Raw genomic sequence first — 19,881 nt, forward strand, 5'->3', positions numbered from 1 at the left:
TATAACATGCCAACTAACAATCGAGTCATTCCAGAACTACTGGAGATGACAAAATTAACAGCACATGAAAAGGGTCTCAATAACGAGATAGCCGTACATCTGGGTGAAGAAGAGCAAAAGAGAATGTATCGGACCATGCGTGAGCTGCTGGCCGACGAACTCGTATTTGTGTTGAATTTGGAAGTGTCGAGTGCCCGAAGCAGAAAGGGGTGATCCATTTGCAAGTAATTATAGTAGTGATTAGCTTTCTATCGGCAGCATTTGGTGTCACAATCATGTACAACGCTGTCTATATCCCCACAGCAAAATTAATCCTGATTTCTGGACTGATAGCTTTGGTCACCTACTTCGTCCTCAAGCAGTTACAGCAGTCAAAAAATAAGAAGTTGGATAAACTAATGTCTATCAGTATGACGTTATTCGGAGCTATGTTCCTTGCTAGTCTCGTCTATTCGGCTTGGGATTTGGAAAAGTTTCTATCCCGATTGACGATGATGAAATTAGCATTAGTATTGCTTGGCATAATTGGGGTGTATCTGAATGTCGTCTTCATCCGAGCCGAAATCTCCTATAAGAAAAAGCGTGGCAATCAGCGAATCGAAGAACAGCCGAACAAAAGCTATTTTGAAAAAAGGAGAGAGGAAAAGGAGAAGATACAGCGAGGAAACGTCAGAATCGTGCTAGGGGCTTCCACTGATAATGATGATAATTAATTAAAATAAGAAATTGCAGTTTAAGTATTTATTTTGGTTCAACTCTCATGAAAAATAAAAATGCTCAAAACCGTTAAAATTGCATAACAAAAGAGACCCAGAAATACCCGTTCTGAAACAATTTTCATCCTCTGTGGTAAAGCGTTTTTTGCTGTATGGATGGCTAACGGGGCAGTATAGTTCAACAAGAAAAGGTTCAAGTTGACCATTTAATTTATATAGCGAAGAGCTAATTTATCAAAGTATTCCAGAAGTTATTCATAATTAAACTATGAAAGGGGAGAATAATAATGCCTTTAAAATTATTCGTTTTTAGGATTACAAAGTCAATGGGAGGATTGAAATAATGGAAGATGTTTACCAAAAACAAATTAAAAATGTAGAAGCATTAAAGGAACAATATCTGAACTCTTTGTCTGAGGAAGAAAGAAACAAATATTTACTAAGTATACTACGTGATATTCCATACCTAAGACAGAATCCTGTTATGTTAAGGAATCAAGATTTTAAATATTCTACACGAGAAAGTCGGGAAACCGTCTATCAATGCGCAACAATATCATCTGATAGTTGTCAAAATCCACCAATTAGGTTGAAGTATTATGAGGCAACTAAAAATGGTAACTTCCGTGCTAGGTGCTTTTGTGACGCTGTTAGTACCTGCCCCTCGGATTATAACGGAATTTCTTGGGTTTCGACTTATTATAACTATGGTAAAGGGGATGGTCGTTATGACATAGAGGTTTCAATCAATCATTTTGGTCTCGAATATTACGGTATTGGGGATTCTGCATGGGATAAATTTATTCGTGCACCAATAGCCTATCAACATTTTACGTCAGCACGACTTTCAGGAGGAGAAGGAGGTCGTGGTGATTATGGTGATTATTTTCAAAATGGAAACAATCAAACCAAGGGTCCGAATACAGGTACATTAGGAGTGAAAGTATTTGAAAAAGGTACAATGAACCAAATTTGGTGGGGACTTTGGTATTTTAATTATGGCAATCTAGGGTTTGGTAATTCATGGGGTGACGCGTGGATGCGGTGTGGTCACGATTATGAATTTCGGTTTGATGATATATAATTTGAATTCTTTATTGCTTGTCACAAAAGATCAAATAAGTATGTGAATTTTTATACTTAAACTAAAGGGTTACTAGAATATGTATAATTTTTCAAATAATATTTTTGCTTTTTTATAGAAGCCTAATTACTAACTACTCGAAACACGTTTCATTCAGCCATTGATTGAATGAAACGTGTTATTTTTATTGTCTTTTTTAGGAAGGGGGAACCAAAACGTGTTTTTCAAAACTAAAATCTGTAGAAATAAGCTGTATATCTACCCGGAAGTCGAAGCCCGTGTAGCAAAGCAAAGCCCAACCGAATTAATCGAGTTAGGTTTTGTCGTCCTTGAAACATCACATCTATTGCTGAGGATGATGGATACCCGAAAATATAAAAAGGATATGCGGTTTTGGGTGAAACGTATATCACATAATGCCGATGTGCTACCCGAATTATTATGGAGGGAAGGTAAACGGTCTAATCAATTGGTGATTAGAAACCAGAATAACGAGCAACTACAACTACTCAGATATAGAATATCGAGAACCATTCAGACGTTGTTTAGCTTTGAAGAAGATGACCGTGCACCATTCAAAATAAATCAGATACATGAATACTTTGGCAAGTGGGATTGGGCAAAGAAATGATTATGAAAGGAGATGAGGCAGATGGGAATGCCAATTGTATGGCAAGGGAGCGACTGTTTTACACATATGCTCGCGGTAGGTCCTACACGTTGTGGGAAGACAGCGACGATATTGAAACCGATGATATACCAATTACTTTTACAAAAGAAACGAGGTATCCCTTTAGGTATATCTGTTGTAGAACCAAAAGGCGATGTGGCGGCGATGGTAAATGAAATGTGTTTAGAAATGGATATTCCCTGTACTCACGTTGATCCCGATAAACCAGATTCAGCAAGATTCAATCCAATGGAAGGTGACACGGATACAGTAGCAGAAGCAACAGTCGTTGTATTGAAAGGATTGTTCGGGAAGCAGGATGCATTTTTCGCCACCGTACAGGAACTATCAGCACGTAACGTTACGAAGCTGCTAAAAGAACTGCATGGCAACAACATGGATATTGTCGATGTAATGAATACACTGCGGGATCAGAACGTGTTGGAACAAAAGGTTACAGAATTAAAACGTCGTGACGGCATGACAGACTTGGTTCATTTCTTTGAAGCGGAATTGCTTGGAAGTATGCGTGAGAAGTATCAGCAATTTGTTATTGGATTAAGGGCGCAACTAGAGAACATTGTTAGTAACGAAGCTTTGCGAACCATTATGACCGGCCAGAGTGATGTGAACATTGATGAACATCTGGAAACTGGCGGTGTTCTCGCTGTCAATACTGCACTTGGAAAGTTGCGTAAAGCCGGAGATGCCTTCGGCCAATTCATGATTATGCACTTACAAAACGGTACATTTAGGAGACCGGGAACAGAAGATACACGCATTCCACATTTTTTGATTGTTGATGAATACAGTCGTTATATTAATCCAGATGTAGAAATCTTTTTGTCACTCGCTGCCGAATACCGGGTAGCGGGTATTTTTGCGACCCAATCCCTTGGCCAACTAGAAATAGAATCGGGAAGTCTTGGACCGAAGGCGATGAAGCAAGCGATTCTAACGTCATGCCGAAACAAAATCTGTTTTGGTGGCATTTCCGCGCAGGATGCAAAGGAATTCGCGGAAGAGTTTGGTATGGACAAGGTCATCATGCGGCAAAGCACATATAAAAATCGAATACTGTTGCCGCGGCTGTTTCCAGATTCCTATCGGGACACAGAAGATGAAGAATACCGTTTCGATTTTACGGATTTAATGGATGGTATTCCGAAATTTAACTTTGTCCATAAACTCCTGCAGGACGGAACGCCGCAAAAGCCCGCATTGGCAAAAGGCCAGTTTGTCCCTCGTAATTGGAAAGAGTTGAGGGAATGGGAAGATGGAACGTCTTTTAAAAAGTTGAAGAAGAGTAGTCTGCTCAAACGATTTCAGAAACGAAAGAAAAAAGAACAGGCTGCTGGACTTGAACAGTCTGAACAAATGGAGGCTGAATCGCTAACTGAATCAATTATCCAGCCCGAAATCGAATCGTTATATTCATTTGGAGCAAACCCTGATATAAAAGAATCAAACGTTTCCCTTCCTACTGAATCTAAACAGGAAGTTGAAATGAAACATATTCTTGAACATAAAAAGGAAACAAAAGAACGGATGAAATCTATCGTGGAACAATCGAAAGCAAAGGATGTACAATCACCAGATACAAAAATAAAACCAAAAAAAACGAACAATGTAGTGAAGTCCAATGACGGTTTTTGGGATTAGCAAAATGAAACGAGTTTCAATGTCTTACAAAAAAATAAACTAATGAAATGGAGAGATTTTAAAATGACTGAAAACAATATGCAAGTTCTCATTGAAGGTTTTGACCCATCAAAAGTACAAGAGGTAAATAATTTTGATAAGGATTGGAAAAAGGTCTATGGTGCGTATCAAAACAATTCAATCTTACAAGCCCCAATTATCGGGATTGAGAAACTGCTTGATAAGCCATGTGCGGTTGTCGGTGTTGGGAACATTCGTGGATTCATCCCTTTGGAGTTTACAGGTGCAGATAACTTACGCCAGCTTCGTGCCATGACAGGTCAGTCCGTTGCATTCAAAGTATTGAATTATGACCGTGAAGCAGAAGTATTCACTGGTTCACGTACAGCCGCTTTGGATCACATGGCATCCATCACACTAAAGAAAATTGATGTAGATGATGAAATCATTGCCGTTGTTCGTAGTGTCAGCCCCTCACTTGTTCGGGCAGATATCGGTGGAATCGAAGTTAAGATTCCGCTAGAGGAAATCAAATATGGTTGGATTGACGATTTAACAGAAGAAGTTAAACAAGGCGACCATCTGAAAGTGAAAGTTTTAGAGATTGATAAAAAAGAGAAAAAAGTTATCGTAAGTGCAAAGGCGACACAAGAGAACCCGTGGCTACGCTCTATCGGACGCTATACTTCCGGGAATGAATACGTCGGTACAGTTTCAGGTGTTCGTGAATACGGTGTGTTCATTAACCTAGAAGCAGGAGTCGATTCATTGGCCCGTCACTTGAAATTCCAAAATGTTAAAAGAGGTGACCGAGTATTGGTCCGCGTGTTAGAAACCGATGCCAAAAAAGAACAAATTCGTACTCGTATTACCCGTGTGCTGTAAAAATAATGAGGGGTTGCGTCAAATTGATGTGATCCCTTATTAATATATTTTAAGGAGGAGAAATCCATTTCAATCAGTCCATTTTCTTTATCACATCAATGGAGCTTGCACTGGAAACGAATACCATCAAACATAAAGCGTTCAGATTATGTCAATGGAGAATCACCGAAGGAACGGAAGGCGTTGGAAGCACTTGCGGCAGTGGGCGTGATCGGGGGAGCACAAATCACCCGATTATTTTCTTTGGATAAGAAACGTTTAAAGCGAATGGCAGCGGAAAAGAAAATAGTGCGGCATGAGATCCATCGAAACCAGCAGGTCGTACCAATTTACACAATAGGAATAAATGGTGCAGTTATCGCAGAACTGAATGATTGTTACGAGAGTAATTACTGGGTTGAATACAAAACAGAAGATGTTTTGAAACGTCTTCTGTTCTTTCAATTGTTTCAACATTTTCCAGAATCAAAGATTTTGCCGACACAAGAACCGTTTAGTGGCGCAATCCAAATTAAAGGAAAGCCAATCTATGTCTATGTGGTGCGGGGTGATGTAAATGATTTACTTATGTATTTGAAATGGAAGGGGAAACACTTTAACGAGCGGCTTATCATTGTTACGGAATCACTTAGACACTTACAACTAATTACTGAAGCTCCTAAAACTCTACGACTAAGGGTTTCTATGGATAATGACCTAATAAATCAATATGGAAGTCTTGATGGAATATTTTATTTCCTTGATGAATTCGGAGTTTTTAGAAGGGATTCTGAAAATAAAGCGAATGTATATTGAATTAATGATATAATAATTCTAATGATTTAGGATTACAAATATTTGTAAAAAAATGAAAAAGAGATTTTGAACGACATTTTTGTTTTTAATCTCTTTACATAATAAAAGTAGTATTAATTGGAATCCTAATATATTCGTGTCTATCAAAATTGAGCCAAGAGGAGACGATCTGATGCGCATTTTACATTTATCTGATGTTCATTTTACAAAAGGGCATAAAAACTTTCATAATTATGTATCAAAGCCACTATTTAATGATATACAAGAAATGCATAATCAACTTCCTATTGATTTGGTGTTATTTACCGGTGATTTGCTTGATAAAGGGGGATTTCCATATGAACCTCTTGAATCATATGAGTCATTTGAAAGTGAATTTATTGATAAATTATTAGAAATATTATCATTACCCAGAGAAAGATTTGTTTTTATCCCCGGAAATCATGACATATATCGAAAAAAAATCAACCCCATGACAGAAAAAGGATTAAAGACTTCACTAGTTACGGCAGAAGAAATTGAAATTCATATGGAAACCCTGCAAAATTTAAATCTAGAACGTATAGAGGACTACAAATTCTTTGAAAATGTGTATTATTCAGACTATGAAAATTATAAAGATAATGGTTTTGGATACTCTATAATATTTAATATCAATGAGTTAAAAGTAGGAATAGCAGGATTTAACACTTCATGGAGGTGTTTTGATGATAAGGATAAAACTAATTTAATCATGGGGAAAAGGCAAATTACTCAAGTTGATGCTCACTTAAACGCACAACAATTGGATTTTAGAATCGCACTAATGCATCATCCTTTTGAATTTTTATGTGAGTCTGAATATGAACAGGTAAAAGATTATATCTTAAGGGATTACGATATTCTATTTACGGGGCATACTCACCAAAGTAATGCTCATGCAATCACAACCAGTTTAGGAAAAGGTTGTATACTATGTGCTGCGCCATCAAATTGGGAAAAGAACAATTTTCAAAACCATGGTTTAAATAGAAATGGATATAATATCATTAACCTAAATAATCATGAAAAGAGCCTGACGATTCAATTTAGAAGATACAATTACGATAAAAATCGTTTCGTTGATAATACCGATTTAGGAATGGAAGATACTGCATATACCACATTTCAATTAGGAGATATTATTTCTAGAGAATCATGGATGAACTTTACAAATACTATTGCCTACATTAAAGATAACTATTTAGAGGTAATTGAACAAAATTTGGTAAGCTATAATACTGATACAATTGCACCTAAGCAACTAAAAGATCTTTTTGTATTACCAGTCATTAAAATTGGGAATTACCATACTGACGGGGATACAAAATACTCGGACTTCAGTGATAACTCGGAAATACTCTCTTTTGAAAAACTTTGTAACTATCAAAAAAACCTTGTTTTGTTTGGCCAAAGCGAATCTGGTAAAACCACTCTTCTAAATAGAATTGCACTTGAAATTTTGGAAAACTCGTACGTTTCTAAAAAGATACCTGTTTTTATAGATTTAAAAACTATTGCTAGCAAAAGCATATTTAAGAAAGTAGCGCAGTTCATAGGACGAAACGTAAAGGCAACAACTGAGATATTAGAGGGAAATGATACGATATTACTTCTAGATAACTTAAGATATATCATAAGTAATGAAAAATTGTATAAAGAATTAAATGAATTACTAACAAAGTATCCAAGATTGAAAATAATCGCAACATATGATTCACTTGCACAAGAAAGTTTACCGTCAGAATTTTTAAGGCACTCAATTTCAAAACAGGTTGATACTGCTAATATTGAGTATTTTAGATCCTCAGAAATTCAAACATTAATGCAAAGATGGTTTGAAAAAGGGGGCGAAAAGGTAGAGGATGAAAATTTGATACAGATAATAAAAAACTTTCACCTTTTAAATATACCTAGCACTCCATTGGCAGTATCTTTGTTCCTTTGGATATACGAAAAGCAAAAAGGCTTTATACCAAGAAACAATGCTGCGATGGTTCAAAACTTTGTAGAAAAACTTTTTGAAAAACATTCAGAATCTGATGTTCAATCATCTAAGTTTGATTTTCATAATAAAGATAATCTTCTAGGTCATATAGCAATGGAAATGCATGACTTAGGTGAAGAGAATTATGTTATTGAAGAAGAAGCATTAAGGAATTTTATCAAGGATTTAAACAATAAGAAGAAAATTGGTCTGGAAACACATGGCAACGAAGTTTTTCATGAGTGGGTAATAAAATATTTTGTTGAGAAGGGAATCTTATTAAGCGAAATTAGAGATAATGGTAGAGTATATAAATTTAAGCTAAATTGTTTCTTTCAATATTATCTTGCAAAGGCAATGACATTCTCTAAAGAATTTAAAGATATTGTATTGTCTGAAGACAGGTATTTGGAATTTCAAAATGAGATAGATTATTACTCTGGTTTGCATAGACATGATGGTGATATATTAGAATTGGTAGTCTCAAGAATGGAAAAGGAGTTTATGAAGCTTTTCAAAGAGACGGAAATATTTGAAAAAGTACTCAATGAAGAAGACGACTTTCTACTTCCATTTGATAATATGTTTGCACGTGGTATTCAACATGAAAACGAATTACTACTCGACAATATCGAAAACGATGAAATAGACGACTTTTTAGACAATCGAAAAGTTAGTGAAAAACAAGTAATAGCAAAGCATGATCAATTACTTGAATCTAGTAATCATATGGAGGAACACAGTTCGGTTATTAATAAAATTCCTCAGGGGCGATTGTCTAAGTATGAGATTTTACAGAGATCATGGGTTTTAAGTGGAAAAGTTCTTAAGAATGCTGAGGATTTAGAAGATGGTGCATTAAAGGATAGAGCCTATCGAAACACAATAATTTGTTCTTTGTTATTCCTAAAGCTAACTACGTTAACCGCAGAAGAAATTCTGGAAAATGAAATTGAATCTGAAGACGAGCTGATTCAATTTTATAAGTTTTTTATTCGTTTTTCGCTACTTATACATCAAAACTTGCTATTTACTGTTATGGGAACTTCAAAGATATTACCTGTAATTGAAGACTATATAAATGATGATAAATCAAAACACACGAATGTGGAGCTGTTTACATCAATTTTTATGATGATTGATTCGGGGGCTGAAAAATTTAAAGACATATTTAATCAAGCTATTAAAAATAATATGAGTTCTGCTGTAAGGGAGTTTGTTCTAGCTAAATTACAAATACTGGATTCTAACACTAAAAATCAGGAATTAGAAGATTTTTATCGCACTAAAATTAATCAATTAGTTAAGAGGAACTACCAGGGAAAACATGTGATAACTAAACAAAAAGCATTAAATAGACATAAAGATTCTACTAATAGGAAAGAGCTAGTTAGCAGCATTCGAGACAGTGAATAGGACATTTATTATTAACCCAACTTTCGTTGACAAATAAGCTTTGATGTTATTGGGAAACTGAAGAACCACTATTCGAGTTGACTTTAAATTAGCTTTTTAATTTTAATTTTATTGTTTTTCTGTTTCAATGCACCCTCAATTAGCTCACTCAACCGCTGTAAAGCAAGATAATTGATAAATTATGGATTCGGGATTCCCAATCATCTAACACTTTTTTGATGATGCGAAAGTATTAGAAAAGGATATTAATGAGTTGATGTATTCTGAAACTAGTATGGTTTGTAATTATATTTTATCACATTTTTCGATGATTTTTTTAAATATCCATTCACAATGATTTGCTATTCAACATAGAAACAAATAAAATGGTTTTATATCTAGAGTATCAAAGTCGCCTGTTCCAAGGTGAAAGTCGTTAAACCTTTTAATCATTACTAAAGGAGATTCGACACAAATGTTCAGCCTCTGTATTTTCATTTTGTTTTGAAAAAAGTTAGGCAGACGTCTTGCGTCACAAAATTGCTACATGCACACTAGATACTTACGCATTATTTGCGTGATATATATTTTAAAAGCCGATCGATCCCACTATGGGTGACATCGGCTTTTTTGTTTATTAACAATCTGAAAGGAGTGCTGCCATGAAATGATATGAAAATAAAACAACTTTCATTTTCTGTTGCAGTGGGTTACATAAAAGTCGATTGAACCCTTATGGGTGAAGTCGGCTTTTTTATTTATTAAAAATACAAAAGGAGATGGTTTAAGTGGGAAAAGTACTTACGTTTACAAACGAACAGAAGTCGTTGATTTGGAATAGGTTTGTTCAGCCAGCAAATGGGACACAAGAAGAGGCGAACCATTTCATTGAAGTATGTGAAACATTCGGCTTGAATCCATTGCTTGGTGATATCGTTTTTCAACGTTATGAAACGAGGAACGGACCGAACACATCTTTCATTACTACACGTGACGGGTTGCTCCGTGTAGCTACTACGCAAGAGGGCTATGTAGGGCCTCCCAACGCTAACGTAGTGAGAGAAGGAGACACTTTTGAGTTCATTCCTTCGGAGGGAAGTGTACGTCACGAGTTTGGTCAGAAGCGTGGTCAGATACTTGGTGCTTATGCGGTTATGCACCATAAACGTTTTAGACCTGTTGCTGTATTCGTTGATTTCCAGGAATACTTTCAAGCAAATTCAGGTGAACTTAATTCGAAGTATAAAAATAAAAATGTTTGGGATAAAATGCCCTCCGCAATGATCCAGAAAATAGCTGAAGTCTTCGTACTTCGTCGTCAGTTTCCTCTGGGTGGTTTGTACACTCGTGAGGAAATGTCGATTGATGAAGGATTTAATGACGATAGTGGCAATGAGGATATTCCAAATCAGTCTAATCCAGCCCGACAAAAGCAAAGCGAAGTCGCAGAGAATGAACAACCTCCTGCTCTAACTGTTCAAAAGCCAAGGGAAAACACTGTCGAAGGAGTATTTATCCTGCAAAGTTTTGAAAAAGGGATAAGCCCACAAAATGTACCGTTTGCTAAATTGAACGTAATGGACAAAGCAACCAATGAAGTAAGTCTAGTTTTGGTAAAAGAGAAAGAAGAGACAATCAATTCTCTTAGCCAAGTTCAAATGGGGAAAGAATTGTCTTTGGTCATTAAAAATGAAAGTGGCTTTAATTTTCTTGAAAAGTTTTCGTATGTTCAGACAAAGGAGCAAAATGTTCAGACTGAACCGGATTCACAAACGGAAACTTTTCAAGAGTCTGTTCAACAGGAAAATCAAATAGCTTCCGAGCCTACCGAGCCGCATGATGCATTCATCATGGAAAAGTACGAACCGGGTACAACACCCGCTGGCGTATCTTTTGCAAAAATGTATGTGAAAAATATTACGGATAATAAGCAATCAATGGTGTTTGCACAAGGTAATGAAGCGGTTGAAAAAACGAAGCACCTTTCAAAAGGTAGCGAGTTTGCAATGCAGACCCGTACTGAAAATGGTTTTACGTTTTTCGTGAAATTGAAAGATACAGATAAAAGGAGTGCTTGATTATGCTCCCAGAGATTCTAAAAGTTGCCGAGGAATATGGACTTACGTTCAATCCTCGGTATCACGGTAAAAAGGAGACGCTTTGCAAATGCACATTTTGCGAAGAGGATTCTAGGCCAGGTAAAGGAAATAAGTTTTATCTGTCTTTAAATACGCATGATCAAGTATATAAATGTTGGTATTGTGGCGTTTCCGGTGGTGTTATAGACTTCGAAGCAAAGTTGTCAGGTCTTCCTTACAACGAAGTGCGTGAAAAATACTTTGGCAAAAGGAAGAAACCTGTACATCCTGCTGAAAGTTTGAATGCACGTCAACTTCGGTTAATCGGATGGGCTGAATACAAACGAAATGACCGTTACGATTTTAAAAGGAATCGAGAGTCGGTTTTAAGAGATTGGAAAAATTATGAGCATGAAGAGCTGGTAAAACACTTTGCCTTGTTTATGGTGATTGCTCACATTGAAAATCAAGCGGAACGGCAAAATGAACTTCTTCAATATATGATTCGGTCATGTCATGAAACGCAAATATACTTGTTGTTCACTCGACTGTTGGCTGAATACGTGAAAGATGAAGAGGAACGTGCTGGCTGGGCTAAAGAAGGCACCAATATAGGGAGGGCAGCCTGGAAAGTATCGCTATCAACCTATGACTTTGGAATGGATAAAGTCGTGTATAACGTCGTTTTTCTATATCACATGCTAGTAATGGAAGAAACACAAACGCACATAAAAGGTACTCATAAAAATGAAGCAATCATGAATGACAATTTGTCTTTCGCTAATTAAAATATCCGTCACCCTTTACGGAGGAGAAATAGGGACGTGACTGTAAACCAGTTACGAGAAAAGGAGAATATTATGAATAACGTTAGCCTAGTAGGACGTTTAACAAAAGAACCAACACTTAAATTTACACAAAGTGGTGTTGCTGTTTGTAACTTTACATTGGCTGTGAATCGTCCATTTAAAAATGCTAATGGTGAAAATGAAGCGGATTTCATCATGGTACAGGTTTGGAGGAAGCCTGCCGAAAATGCGGCAAACTTCCTTAAAAAAGGTAGTCAGGCCGCTGTGAGTGGAAGAATCAATAGTCGTCATTATGAAAATGATAAAGGGGATCGAATATATGTTACAGAGGTTGTAGCTGACTTTGTACAGTTCTTGGACCCGAAACCACAAGGTCAAGGCAATCAACAACAGCAAGGACAGGGTAGCTACCAGAAACAACCGAATCCGTATGCTGGCAACAGTAACACTCAAAATCAAAATGGTAATCAATTTGAAACGGGTGGAGGTCCTATTGCGGTAAGCGATGATGACCTACCGTTCTGATGGAAATTTAGTAGAAGGAGATTGGGTTTCCAGTCTCCTTTTATTTACTTGGAAACAAAAAGAAGAAAGGAGAGATCATATTGATTTACTCTTTTTCACGTTTAAACCTCTACACAACCTGTCCTTATCGATTCTTTAAGAAATATATCGAGGGATATGAAGAACCGACCACCTATCCTTTAGCTTTGGGTAAAGGGGTCCATAAAGCAGTCGAAGATAAAATTAATGGGGTATCTCATTCAGAAGCTGTTTTAAACGGGATGATAGAAGCTGAATTTCATCCAGAAGTGACCATGGATGAACTGTCGAAGTTGGTTAGTCATGCACCGATTAAAGAGAACATGGGTGAAACGGAGATTCATTTTCAGCTACCACTTTCTGATACAGATTCAGCCCCGGTATTACAAGGTTATATTGATCTTGTGTCGCCAGACGGAAGTAAAATAGTCGATTGGAAAACGAACCGCGTCAGATATGATGTTCGTGATAATCATCAATTAGGATTGTATGCGTGGGCTGTAGGTCAATTAAATAACAGAACACAGGTTGAAGGCAACTTGTATTTTCTTCGATTTAGAAAAGCTAGCAAACACGTTTTCAATCAGGTTGATATGGAAAGGTCTAGACAATGGGCTTTTAGGGTGGCAAATGAAATCAATTCAAAGAGGGAGATTTTAGATATGCTGCCGGAAGAAGCGGAAAGTTTATTCTTGTCAACGCCTTCTAGCCATTGTAGGCATTGCCCGTTTGTCATTGAATGCTATCGCAAGTTCAGTTGTTATTAAAAGACGAAAAATAACAGAGGTCTCACCGATGTGGATTATTCCCTTCGGTGTTTTTCTTTGTCACATGCTTCATTATTAATCGAAGCAAATGTAAAAATGAAAGTAATTTCACACAGATTAGGACATTCATCTGTTTCAACAACTGGCGAAATTTATGGACATCTACGCAGGTACTAGAAAAAAAGGCCCCTCAACAATTCAGCGAATTGATGAAAGACCTTGATATTTAGAGTGCTTTTGTGAAGCTTATGACCAATAAAATGACCATGATTTAATGGTGCTCCCTCTTTTTAAGTTTCAAACTTCCCTAGATACTCACTCATTATTTCTTCAGTGCCCTCTTTCAGTTCACCGCTGGAATACTTTTTTCGCTCTTCAAAACTAATACCTGAGAATATAAATTCAGTAAAATTTTCATTACTGCTATACTTAATCAACTTCATATTATTACGCCTAAGATAAATATTCGTTTCCTTTAAATCGGATCGCGCTTGTAAGAGTGCCTGGTCAATCATTTTTGCATATGGCCGCTTAAATTTAAGTTGAGTGTTTTCTATAGTAAGTAAATCCATTTCTAGTATCTTTATTAACATTGGTAAATATATCGCATTCTCGAAATGTTTCAATGCATCTTGTGGAATCAACTAAATCACTTCCCTTCAAAAAACATTAACCGTGGCATGTGAACCAACTGCGCAAAAACGGCAAACGGCATCAATTATTATAATGTCTCCTTTTTTATCGTTAAAGTCATTTGAGTATTCCGCACTCTTAAATTTTAGGTTCCCTCGATTACAGTTTGTGCATTTCATCTGTTCTGTTTGTTGTTTTAACCCCATCGTCGTATGTATTAAGTCCAATAGTTTCCCCTCCTGGATGATTTATTCGACATTGGTTCTATATACCCTTCATTTTTAGATGAATAAAACAACCTATATAGGGATGCTGGATTAGTCTCTTTACTTACTTTATCTACATTCACAATCACTCAATATACTCCAAAACAATATCATTTTTAATAGATTAGACCTATAATAGAAATACACCCTCCATTGAAAGATTTAAATGTTTTTTCAAAAACGGTATCATTTGACACCACTTTTGGATATACTATAATTAATGGAGATGATTTTTTGAAACGTTTAGAGATACTTACATCTCACACTAGCAGTACAGAATTTCTACGCGATGCAAAAAAGCTCATCTCTAGCGGAAAAAAAGATTTCATAAAGCGGACTTACTATGACCCGGAAGGGAAAAGGGTTCGATGGATTGAAGCTTTGTTGGAAATCGGTCTAACTGAACCCGCTCAGGTGTGGGATCAAGTCTTGGATTTGACTACATCCGATTATCACGAAGGTCCTTGCCTAGATACAGATCGTCCGCAGGACGGCAATGTAATATGGATTTTCAAGAAAGAAATAAACGACGTTCTAACTTACGTTAAGTTAAAAATTGACCGTCGTGGATGTGTTTGTTTATCTTTTCACGAAGACTGGTAAGTTTCTAATACCTCACGAAATTTAAAATGGATCTAAGCAATTTCAATGGAGGGGAATATTATGACAATGTTAAAGTATTGTGACACTTGTCAACTTGAAGTAAACGTTTCTATAGTCGAACGGGCAGCAACCTATAAATTTAAGAACGAGTCATTTGACATTATTGAAAAAGTTGTTGTATGTGAATGTGGCGAAGAATTATATGATGAAATATTAGACTCTGTAACGATGGAATCCCTTAAAAACATGTATGAATCTCGTATTGGATTATCATTGGAAAATATCAAAGCTATCCGCGCCAGATATGGTCTCTCAATGAATTTATTCGCAAAAATTCTGGGATGGAGCAAATCAACGATTGCGCGGTATGAAACAGGCAAATATATTCCTTCTATTTCGCACATGGCGACACTAAAACAACTTAACAATCACCCAGAAGATATTAATGAATATTATAAAAGTAATCAACATTTATTTACTGGAAAAGAACAATTGAAAATCCAGGAAATATTAAAGGATTATGATGATGATAAAGTTGAGAAGGACTTAATTAATGCGGTTAACGTTAATTATAAAATAAATGATAGAACGATTGAATCAGGTTATAATAAGTTTGATATAAATAAAGTAATGAACATGATTTTATTTTTTACACAAAAGGGTGTTACTAAAACTAAATTAATGAAATTACTATTTTACTCAGATTTCCTGAATTTTAAGCGCTCTTCACTTTCGATAAGTGGAATACCTTATGAAAAACTACCTTACGGCCCTGTACCTAAGGATCATGATTTATTGTTATCTAGCATAGAAAAAAACAATATTATAAAAATCAACTACGACCAGGTAAATGAATATACTTACATCAATATAATTGCGGTTGAACCTTTCGACGAAACATTGTTTACAGAAACAGAATTAGATGCCATGAATTTTGTAAACGATAAGTTTTTATATCACGGTTCAGTTTCTATCAGCGATTTTTCTCACAAAGAAGAGGGCTGGATAAAAACAAATGACAGAGATATAATATCTTATGATTACGCTAATAACCTTCAATTAAATTAACAAATAAAAAAGGCGATCGCTCAATTAAGAGTGGTCGCCTTTTCACATCTTATAGTTTTCCGTTATTTAATCTACGCTGTCTTTCTTTAATCATAAGTGACGGCTTGCTGATAACACCATCAACAGTTGTGCCATATCGTCTTTGCTTTTCCTTGATTGTAATTGGTTCCGCATATCCGTCTTGCTTAACTCCTAGCATCTTTTGAGGTTTCATAACACTTCTTGACATAACGAACCAAATTGCGTGGTAAGAAATTGTGACTCATTTTCACCTTATTTATTTATGAAGAGGGGGAATAGCAAAGTGTATTTACTTATATTCACCATAGTTTATTGTTTAATAACACAGATTGTGAATATAGACTATGGACCTGCTATGGGTATTTATTTAATACTTATAGGTGTTGGCAAAGGTTTACTTAGCGAGGAATTTAAAGACGTCTTTAATCGCGACAAAACTAAGGACTTGTACGAAAAAAATGGATTTAAAGACTCTTTAATGGAGCTGTTGTCTTTAATATTAATTTTTGTTAATTCTTATTTAATCGATTATGAACCTTTCTCTCTAATCGAATTTGCTTTTTTGTTTGTAGTTTTTGCACTTGTATATCGCTTTGTATTTTGGGGGATAACACGAATAATTAGAGAGAGAGTCAAATCTTATTAAACTAACATATGTTTATTAAGCCTTTAGTTTTTTCCGCTTTATAATTTCAAACTAATAAAAATAGCACCGCTAAATGTGGTGCAATTCCATATTTAAATTATGTGAAAACTATTGCTGGAAAATATATTAATTCCTTTGTTATTTGTGGTGTTGTTTCTTTTTTTACCAATCAACTGACGGGTTATTCTAGCTACTTAGGCATTTTTTATTTTAATAAAACTAAAGCCGTTTTAAATACTTATTTAACGACCTATGTATTGACTGCCTAGCATTAATAGGTCATTAGTAAACCAATATCCATGGTGTTTACAGACACGCTTTTCCAAAGTGTTGCGACTGCTACTTTGATTTGATAAACTTAATCTATATTCTATTTGTTTCTAAGTCATCATATTTTGATGAAAGTCGTTATACCTTTTCATTATACAAAAGGAGATACGACACAAATGTTGCAGCCTTTGAATTCTCGTTTCGGGAAAAGATAGGCAGATGTAATTGTACGTCACAAAATTGCTTTCGAGCATGTTCATATGGGTATTTCCGCATTTTTGCGTGATATATATTAAAAGTCGATTGAATCCTTCGGGGTACAGTCGGCTTTTTTTGTTTTCAAAAATAAAAGGGAATGGAGTGATTTAAATGGTTGGAAAACAATTAGAAAGTCTTATTTCCAATGTTAAAAAGGGAGGTACAAAGAAATCATTCATCTGTTATGTGGATGAAAAGAAAGAAAGGAAATTCCTTGTCTTTAAGTTTGACGGTATCTACCAACTGGATAGTAAAGGAGAAGTTAAAAAGCTAAATATGCTTACCGACATTCAAGATATTTTCTTGTCCATTGAAAACGGTGATGTGAAGGTTATTGGTAGCGGAAATATCGGAAAATAAAGGAGGAATTAAATCATGGTACTCGCAAAAACAGAAGAAGTTAAAAGCATGGATCATGCAATAAATTTGGGGAAAGAAATTGAACGAGTCGAGGCAGCTTTGAAAGCAATGAAAGCCGAATTGAAAGCATTCGTTGATGTAAATGGTCCGGTTGATACTGGTGACGTGATTTGGGATTATAGCATATCTGCATCATGGTGTTTCAACGAAGAAGGACTGAAAGAATTAGCACAGAACATGGTTCTTGAAGGCGTCAATCCATGGAAGGTGTTAAATATTACAGCCTCTAACCTAAAGAAATTGGGTTGGGATGATGCGATTGTTGCAAAAATGGGCGAAAAAAAAGAGACAAGAAGATTCTCGTCTCGTAAAAAGTAATTCTTTAAAACAATGTAGATACATCATAACACAAAAATAAACCTTCCATCAAGGCTGAAGTCGATGGCACCATAAAGTTAGTGCCATGTGGCACTGCTTTTCGTGGAAAGGATTTTTGGATGAAAAAACACATCAAAAATATTATCAACTTGTTCAATCATAGGAAAATAGAAAAAGAAGATTATATTGAAAGCATTTCTTTAAGTTCATCTGATTTCGAGGAGAAGTATCGTAATGAATGCTCAAAACATGCTGTAACGATAGAAAAGCTAAATGGATTAACAGTTGTTTCTAGTGCGAAGGAAAAGATTATAGAGTCTTATGAGATAGCACTAGATCCGGAACGGGTAGAAAAAACGAAAATTAACTTTGAAGTTGATATTGATGATAAATCAAACAGATGGAGTGTTATTACTGGGTACTGCCAGCTCGGAGGATGTAATCAGGAAGAGTTAATCTTTAATAGTGAGTTTGAAGCAAGACGTAAAGCAATCGAGCTTACGTTAAATGGAAATAAACCTAAATCGACTACTTCGTGTCCAAGTTGTTTTTCAGAGTACATGAACAGTTAAGCTATAAAGCTCAATTAAAATAAGCCTTCCACCAGGCAAGGAATGAGTGGCACATGAACGCTAGTGCCATTCCGGTACTAGCTTTGTGTGGAGAGGACAATAAAATGACAACTAAAAAATATATTAATTCTGCACGTGAAGCAGTCGCATCGTACAATGCAATCGGTTCAGAAAGCGTTATAGAGTTACAGGACATTCTTGCTGTCTTAATTGGGCCATCTTCAACACCTGAATTTACAGGCCGTTTAGCAGGTCGCGGGATTCGAGCACTAGTTGAAATGACTGTTTCTGAATTAGAAGGGGAAGGCATGACTCATAATGAAGCTTTGAAAGTGCATTCGGGAATGCTCCTTGCTAAAAAAGCGCGGAGTGCTGGAAAGAATGAAAAGCGTTATACAATCAGATCACCAGAAGATGCAGCATCATATCTAATGGCGGAAATGACATCGCTAACACAGGAACATTTCGTTGTTTTGTACCTAAATGTAAAAAATGAAGTTCTTCATAAAAGAACGGTTTTTATTGGCTCGTTAAATTCCTCGATAGTACATCCGAGGGAGGTGTACAAGGAAGCGGTGAAACATAGTGCGGCATCCGTAATTTGTGCTCATAACCATCCCAGTGGCACAGTTGATCCTTCACATGAGGACATAGAAGTTACGAAGAGACTGGCTGAAGCCGGTAGTGTGATGGGGGTGGAGCTTTTGGATCATATTATTATTGGAGATTACCAGTTTATATCTCTTAAAGAAAAGGGCTATATGTAAAGAAATCTAATGAAGAGCGTATGAATTGATACGCTCTTTTTTTTATTTGTCGGAAAATTAAAAGGATATTTAGTCATCGAGTCGAATCTTATTAGCAGGAGGGGAAGGGAGAATATATATTGAATTGTCTAAAATGTGGAACGTCATTTAGCGAAGATGAAGTATTCGTGATTAAAGAGGATGAAGTTGAACCAATCTGTGACAGCTGTGATTTATCAGGCGACATATATTTAATTACATATAACAGAGATGAATTTGCAGTTCAAGCACAAAATCGAGGAGAAGCCTTGAAGAAATGGGAAACTTATGTACGATGGATGGAACTTGCTACGCCTGACGAAGAGCCGCTCGTGAAAAAAGTTAAGTACTTTTTGCCGTCCGATTACTAAAACCCACTCCGAATAAATCAAAAGGCGACACTCGTGAGAATTCTCATTAAATGTCGCATTTTTTGTTTATTAAGGGCTTTATTATTACTGATGCATACCACGGTCAACACAAGGATCGCATAGCCCTTCCCCTGCTATCGTAATTCCGCAGTGCCTGCATTTTTAAAAAAACAAAAGACTATGCAAACTTACAACCGTTAGTAAAGATAATACAGGATTTGTTATGGGTAATGTAAGTATT

General features: G+C 36.0%; 23 protein-coding genes. 20 read left to right on the forward strand and 3 right to left on the reverse strand.

The genetic code is table 11. The features are described 5' to 3' along the window. Nucleotides 1-6 precede the first annotated feature (6 nt). From JSQ81_RS13895 to JSQ81_RS13950, 12 genes are all read left to right on the forward strand, one after another. A complete protein-coding gene (locus JSQ81_RS13895; RefSeq protein WP_212604618.1) occupies nucleotides 7-213 on the forward strand; it encodes a hypothetical protein in 207 nt (68 codons plus the stop codon). Nucleotides 214-218: 5 nt separating this feature from the next. Further along, complete coding sequence (locus JSQ81_RS13900; RefSeq protein WP_212604619.1) at nucleotides 219-713, forward strand: hypothetical protein; 495 nt, start codon at nucleotides 219-221, stop codon at nucleotides 711-713. Nucleotides 714-1,059: 346 nt separating this feature from the next. Further along, nucleotides 1,060-1,800 carry a hypothetical protein gene (locus tag JSQ81_RS13905; protein WP_212604620.1) on the forward strand — a complete coding sequence of 247 codons (741 nt, stop codon included), beginning with the start codon at nucleotides 1,060-1,062 and terminating at the stop codon, nucleotides 1,798-1,800. Between the two features lie 217 nt (nucleotides 1,801-2,017). Further along, nucleotides 2,018-2,431, forward strand: a complete 414-nt coding sequence (locus tag JSQ81_RS13910; RefSeq protein WP_212604621.1) for a hypothetical protein — start codon at nucleotides 2,018-2,020, stop codon at nucleotides 2,429-2,431. Between the two features lie 21 nt (nucleotides 2,432-2,452). Beyond that, on the forward strand, nucleotides 2,453-4,132 hold the full coding sequence (locus tag JSQ81_RS13915; protein WP_249336543.1) for a type IV secretory system conjugative DNA transfer family protein: 1,680 nt from the start codon (nucleotides 2,453-2,455) through the stop codon (nucleotides 4,130-4,132). A gap of 63 nt (nucleotides 4,133-4,195) precedes the next feature. Beyond that, a complete protein-coding gene (locus tag JSQ81_RS13920; protein ID WP_249336544.1) occupies nucleotides 4,196-5,017 on the forward strand; it encodes a S1 RNA-binding domain-containing protein in 822 nt (273 codons plus the stop codon). Between the two features lie 105 nt (nucleotides 5,018-5,122). Beyond that, a complete protein-coding gene (locus JSQ81_RS13925; RefSeq protein ID WP_212604623.1) occupies nucleotides 5,123-5,812 on the forward strand; it encodes a hypothetical protein in 690 nt (229 codons plus the stop codon). A gap of 172 nt (nucleotides 5,813-5,984) precedes the next feature. Further along, on the forward strand, nucleotides 5,985-9,233 hold the full coding sequence (locus JSQ81_RS13930) for a metallophosphoesterase (RefSeq protein ID WP_212604624.1): 3,249 nt from the start codon (nucleotides 5,985-5,987) through the stop codon (nucleotides 9,231-9,233). Between the two features lie 767 nt (nucleotides 9,234-10,000). Further along, complete coding sequence (locus tag JSQ81_RS13935) at nucleotides 10,001-11,290, forward strand: RecT family recombinase (RefSeq protein ID WP_212604625.1); 1,290 nt, start codon at nucleotides 10,001-10,003, stop codon at nucleotides 11,288-11,290. A gap of 2 nt (nucleotides 11,291-11,292) precedes the next feature. Then, nucleotides 11,293-12,078, forward strand: coding sequence for a hypothetical protein (locus JSQ81_RS13940; protein WP_212604626.1), 786 nt, complete (start codon nucleotides 11,293-11,295; stop codon nucleotides 12,076-12,078). 69 nt (nucleotides 12,079-12,147) lie between these two features. Beyond that, nucleotides 12,148-12,624: a single-stranded DNA-binding protein gene (gene ssb / locus JSQ81_RS13945; protein ID WP_212607672.1), complete on the forward strand. Its 477-nt coding sequence runs from the start codon at nucleotides 12,148-12,150 to the stop codon at nucleotides 12,622-12,624. Between the two features lie 80 nt (nucleotides 12,625-12,704). Then, nucleotides 12,705-13,409, forward strand: a complete 705-nt coding sequence (locus tag JSQ81_RS13950) for a PD-(D/E)XK nuclease family protein (protein ID WP_212604627.1) — start codon at nucleotides 12,705-12,707, stop codon at nucleotides 13,407-13,409. 290 nt (nucleotides 13,410-13,699) lie between these two features. Here JSQ81_RS13950 and JSQ81_RS13955 read toward each other — a convergent pair whose 3' ends face one another. Continuing rightward, complete coding sequence (locus JSQ81_RS13955; RefSeq protein ID WP_212604628.1) at nucleotides 13,700-14,053, reverse strand: YhjD family protein; 354 nt, start codon at nucleotides 14,051-14,053, stop codon at nucleotides 13,700-13,702. A gap of 15 nt (nucleotides 14,054-14,068) precedes the next feature. Then, nucleotides 14,069-14,269: a hypothetical protein gene (locus JSQ81_RS13960; RefSeq protein ID WP_212604629.1), complete on the reverse strand. Its 201-nt coding sequence runs from the start codon at nucleotides 14,267-14,269 to the stop codon at nucleotides 14,069-14,071. A gap of 273 nt (nucleotides 14,270-14,542) precedes the next feature. Between JSQ81_RS13960 and JSQ81_RS13965 the strand changes: the two genes are divergently transcribed. Next, nucleotides 14,543-14,911: a hypothetical protein gene (locus JSQ81_RS13965; protein WP_212604630.1), complete on the forward strand. Its 369-nt coding sequence runs from the start codon at nucleotides 14,543-14,545 to the stop codon at nucleotides 14,909-14,911. A 60-nt stretch (nucleotides 14,912-14,971) separates the two neighbouring features. Next, nucleotides 14,972-15,979 carry a type II TA system antitoxin MqsA family protein gene (locus JSQ81_RS13970; RefSeq protein ID WP_212604631.1) on the forward strand — a complete coding sequence of 336 codons (1,008 nt, stop codon included), beginning with the start codon at nucleotides 14,972-14,974 and terminating at the stop codon, nucleotides 15,977-15,979. Between the two features lie 49 nt (nucleotides 15,980-16,028). Here the strand turns inward: JSQ81_RS13970 and JSQ81_RS13975 are convergent, their stop codons facing one another. Beyond that, on the reverse strand, nucleotides 16,029-16,193 hold the full coding sequence (locus JSQ81_RS13975; protein WP_212604632.1) for a hypothetical protein: 165 nt from the start codon (nucleotides 16,191-16,193) through the stop codon (nucleotides 16,029-16,031). Between the two features lie 90 nt (nucleotides 16,194-16,283). Here JSQ81_RS13975 and JSQ81_RS13980 point away from each other — a divergent pair, with 90 nt between their 5' ends. From JSQ81_RS13980 to JSQ81_RS14005, 6 genes are all read left to right on the forward strand, one after another. Then, a complete protein-coding gene (locus JSQ81_RS13980; RefSeq protein WP_212604633.1) occupies nucleotides 16,284-16,646 on the forward strand; it encodes a hypothetical protein in 363 nt (120 codons plus the stop codon). A 639-nt stretch (nucleotides 16,647-17,285) separates the two neighbouring features. After that, nucleotides 17,286-17,534, forward strand: coding sequence for a hypothetical protein (locus JSQ81_RS13985; RefSeq protein ID WP_212604634.1), 249 nt, complete (start codon nucleotides 17,286-17,288; stop codon nucleotides 17,532-17,534). A 15-nt stretch (nucleotides 17,535-17,549) separates the two neighbouring features. Next, nucleotides 17,550-17,912, forward strand: a complete 363-nt coding sequence (locus JSQ81_RS13990; RefSeq protein WP_212604635.1) for a hypothetical protein — start codon at nucleotides 17,550-17,552, stop codon at nucleotides 17,910-17,912. 119 nt (nucleotides 17,913-18,031) lie between these two features. Further along, on the forward strand, nucleotides 18,032-18,484 hold the full coding sequence (locus JSQ81_RS13995) for a hypothetical protein (RefSeq protein ID WP_212604636.1): 453 nt from the start codon (nucleotides 18,032-18,034) through the stop codon (nucleotides 18,482-18,484). A 104-nt stretch (nucleotides 18,485-18,588) separates the two neighbouring features. Then, nucleotides 18,589-19,251, forward strand: a complete 663-nt coding sequence (gene radC, locus JSQ81_RS14000; RefSeq protein ID WP_212604637.1) for a RadC family protein — start codon at nucleotides 18,589-18,591, stop codon at nucleotides 19,249-19,251. 119 nt (nucleotides 19,252-19,370) lie between these two features. Further along, nucleotides 19,371-19,640, forward strand: coding sequence for a hypothetical protein (locus tag JSQ81_RS14005; RefSeq protein ID WP_212604638.1), 270 nt, complete (start codon nucleotides 19,371-19,373; stop codon nucleotides 19,638-19,640). Nucleotides 19,641-19,881: the final 241 nt, after the last annotated feature.

It is taken from the genome of Sporosarcina sp. Marseille-Q4063 (assembly GCF_018309085.1).
In the GTDB taxonomy this organism is placed as follows: domain Bacteria; phylum Bacillota; class Bacilli; order Bacillales_A; family Planococcaceae; genus Sporosarcina.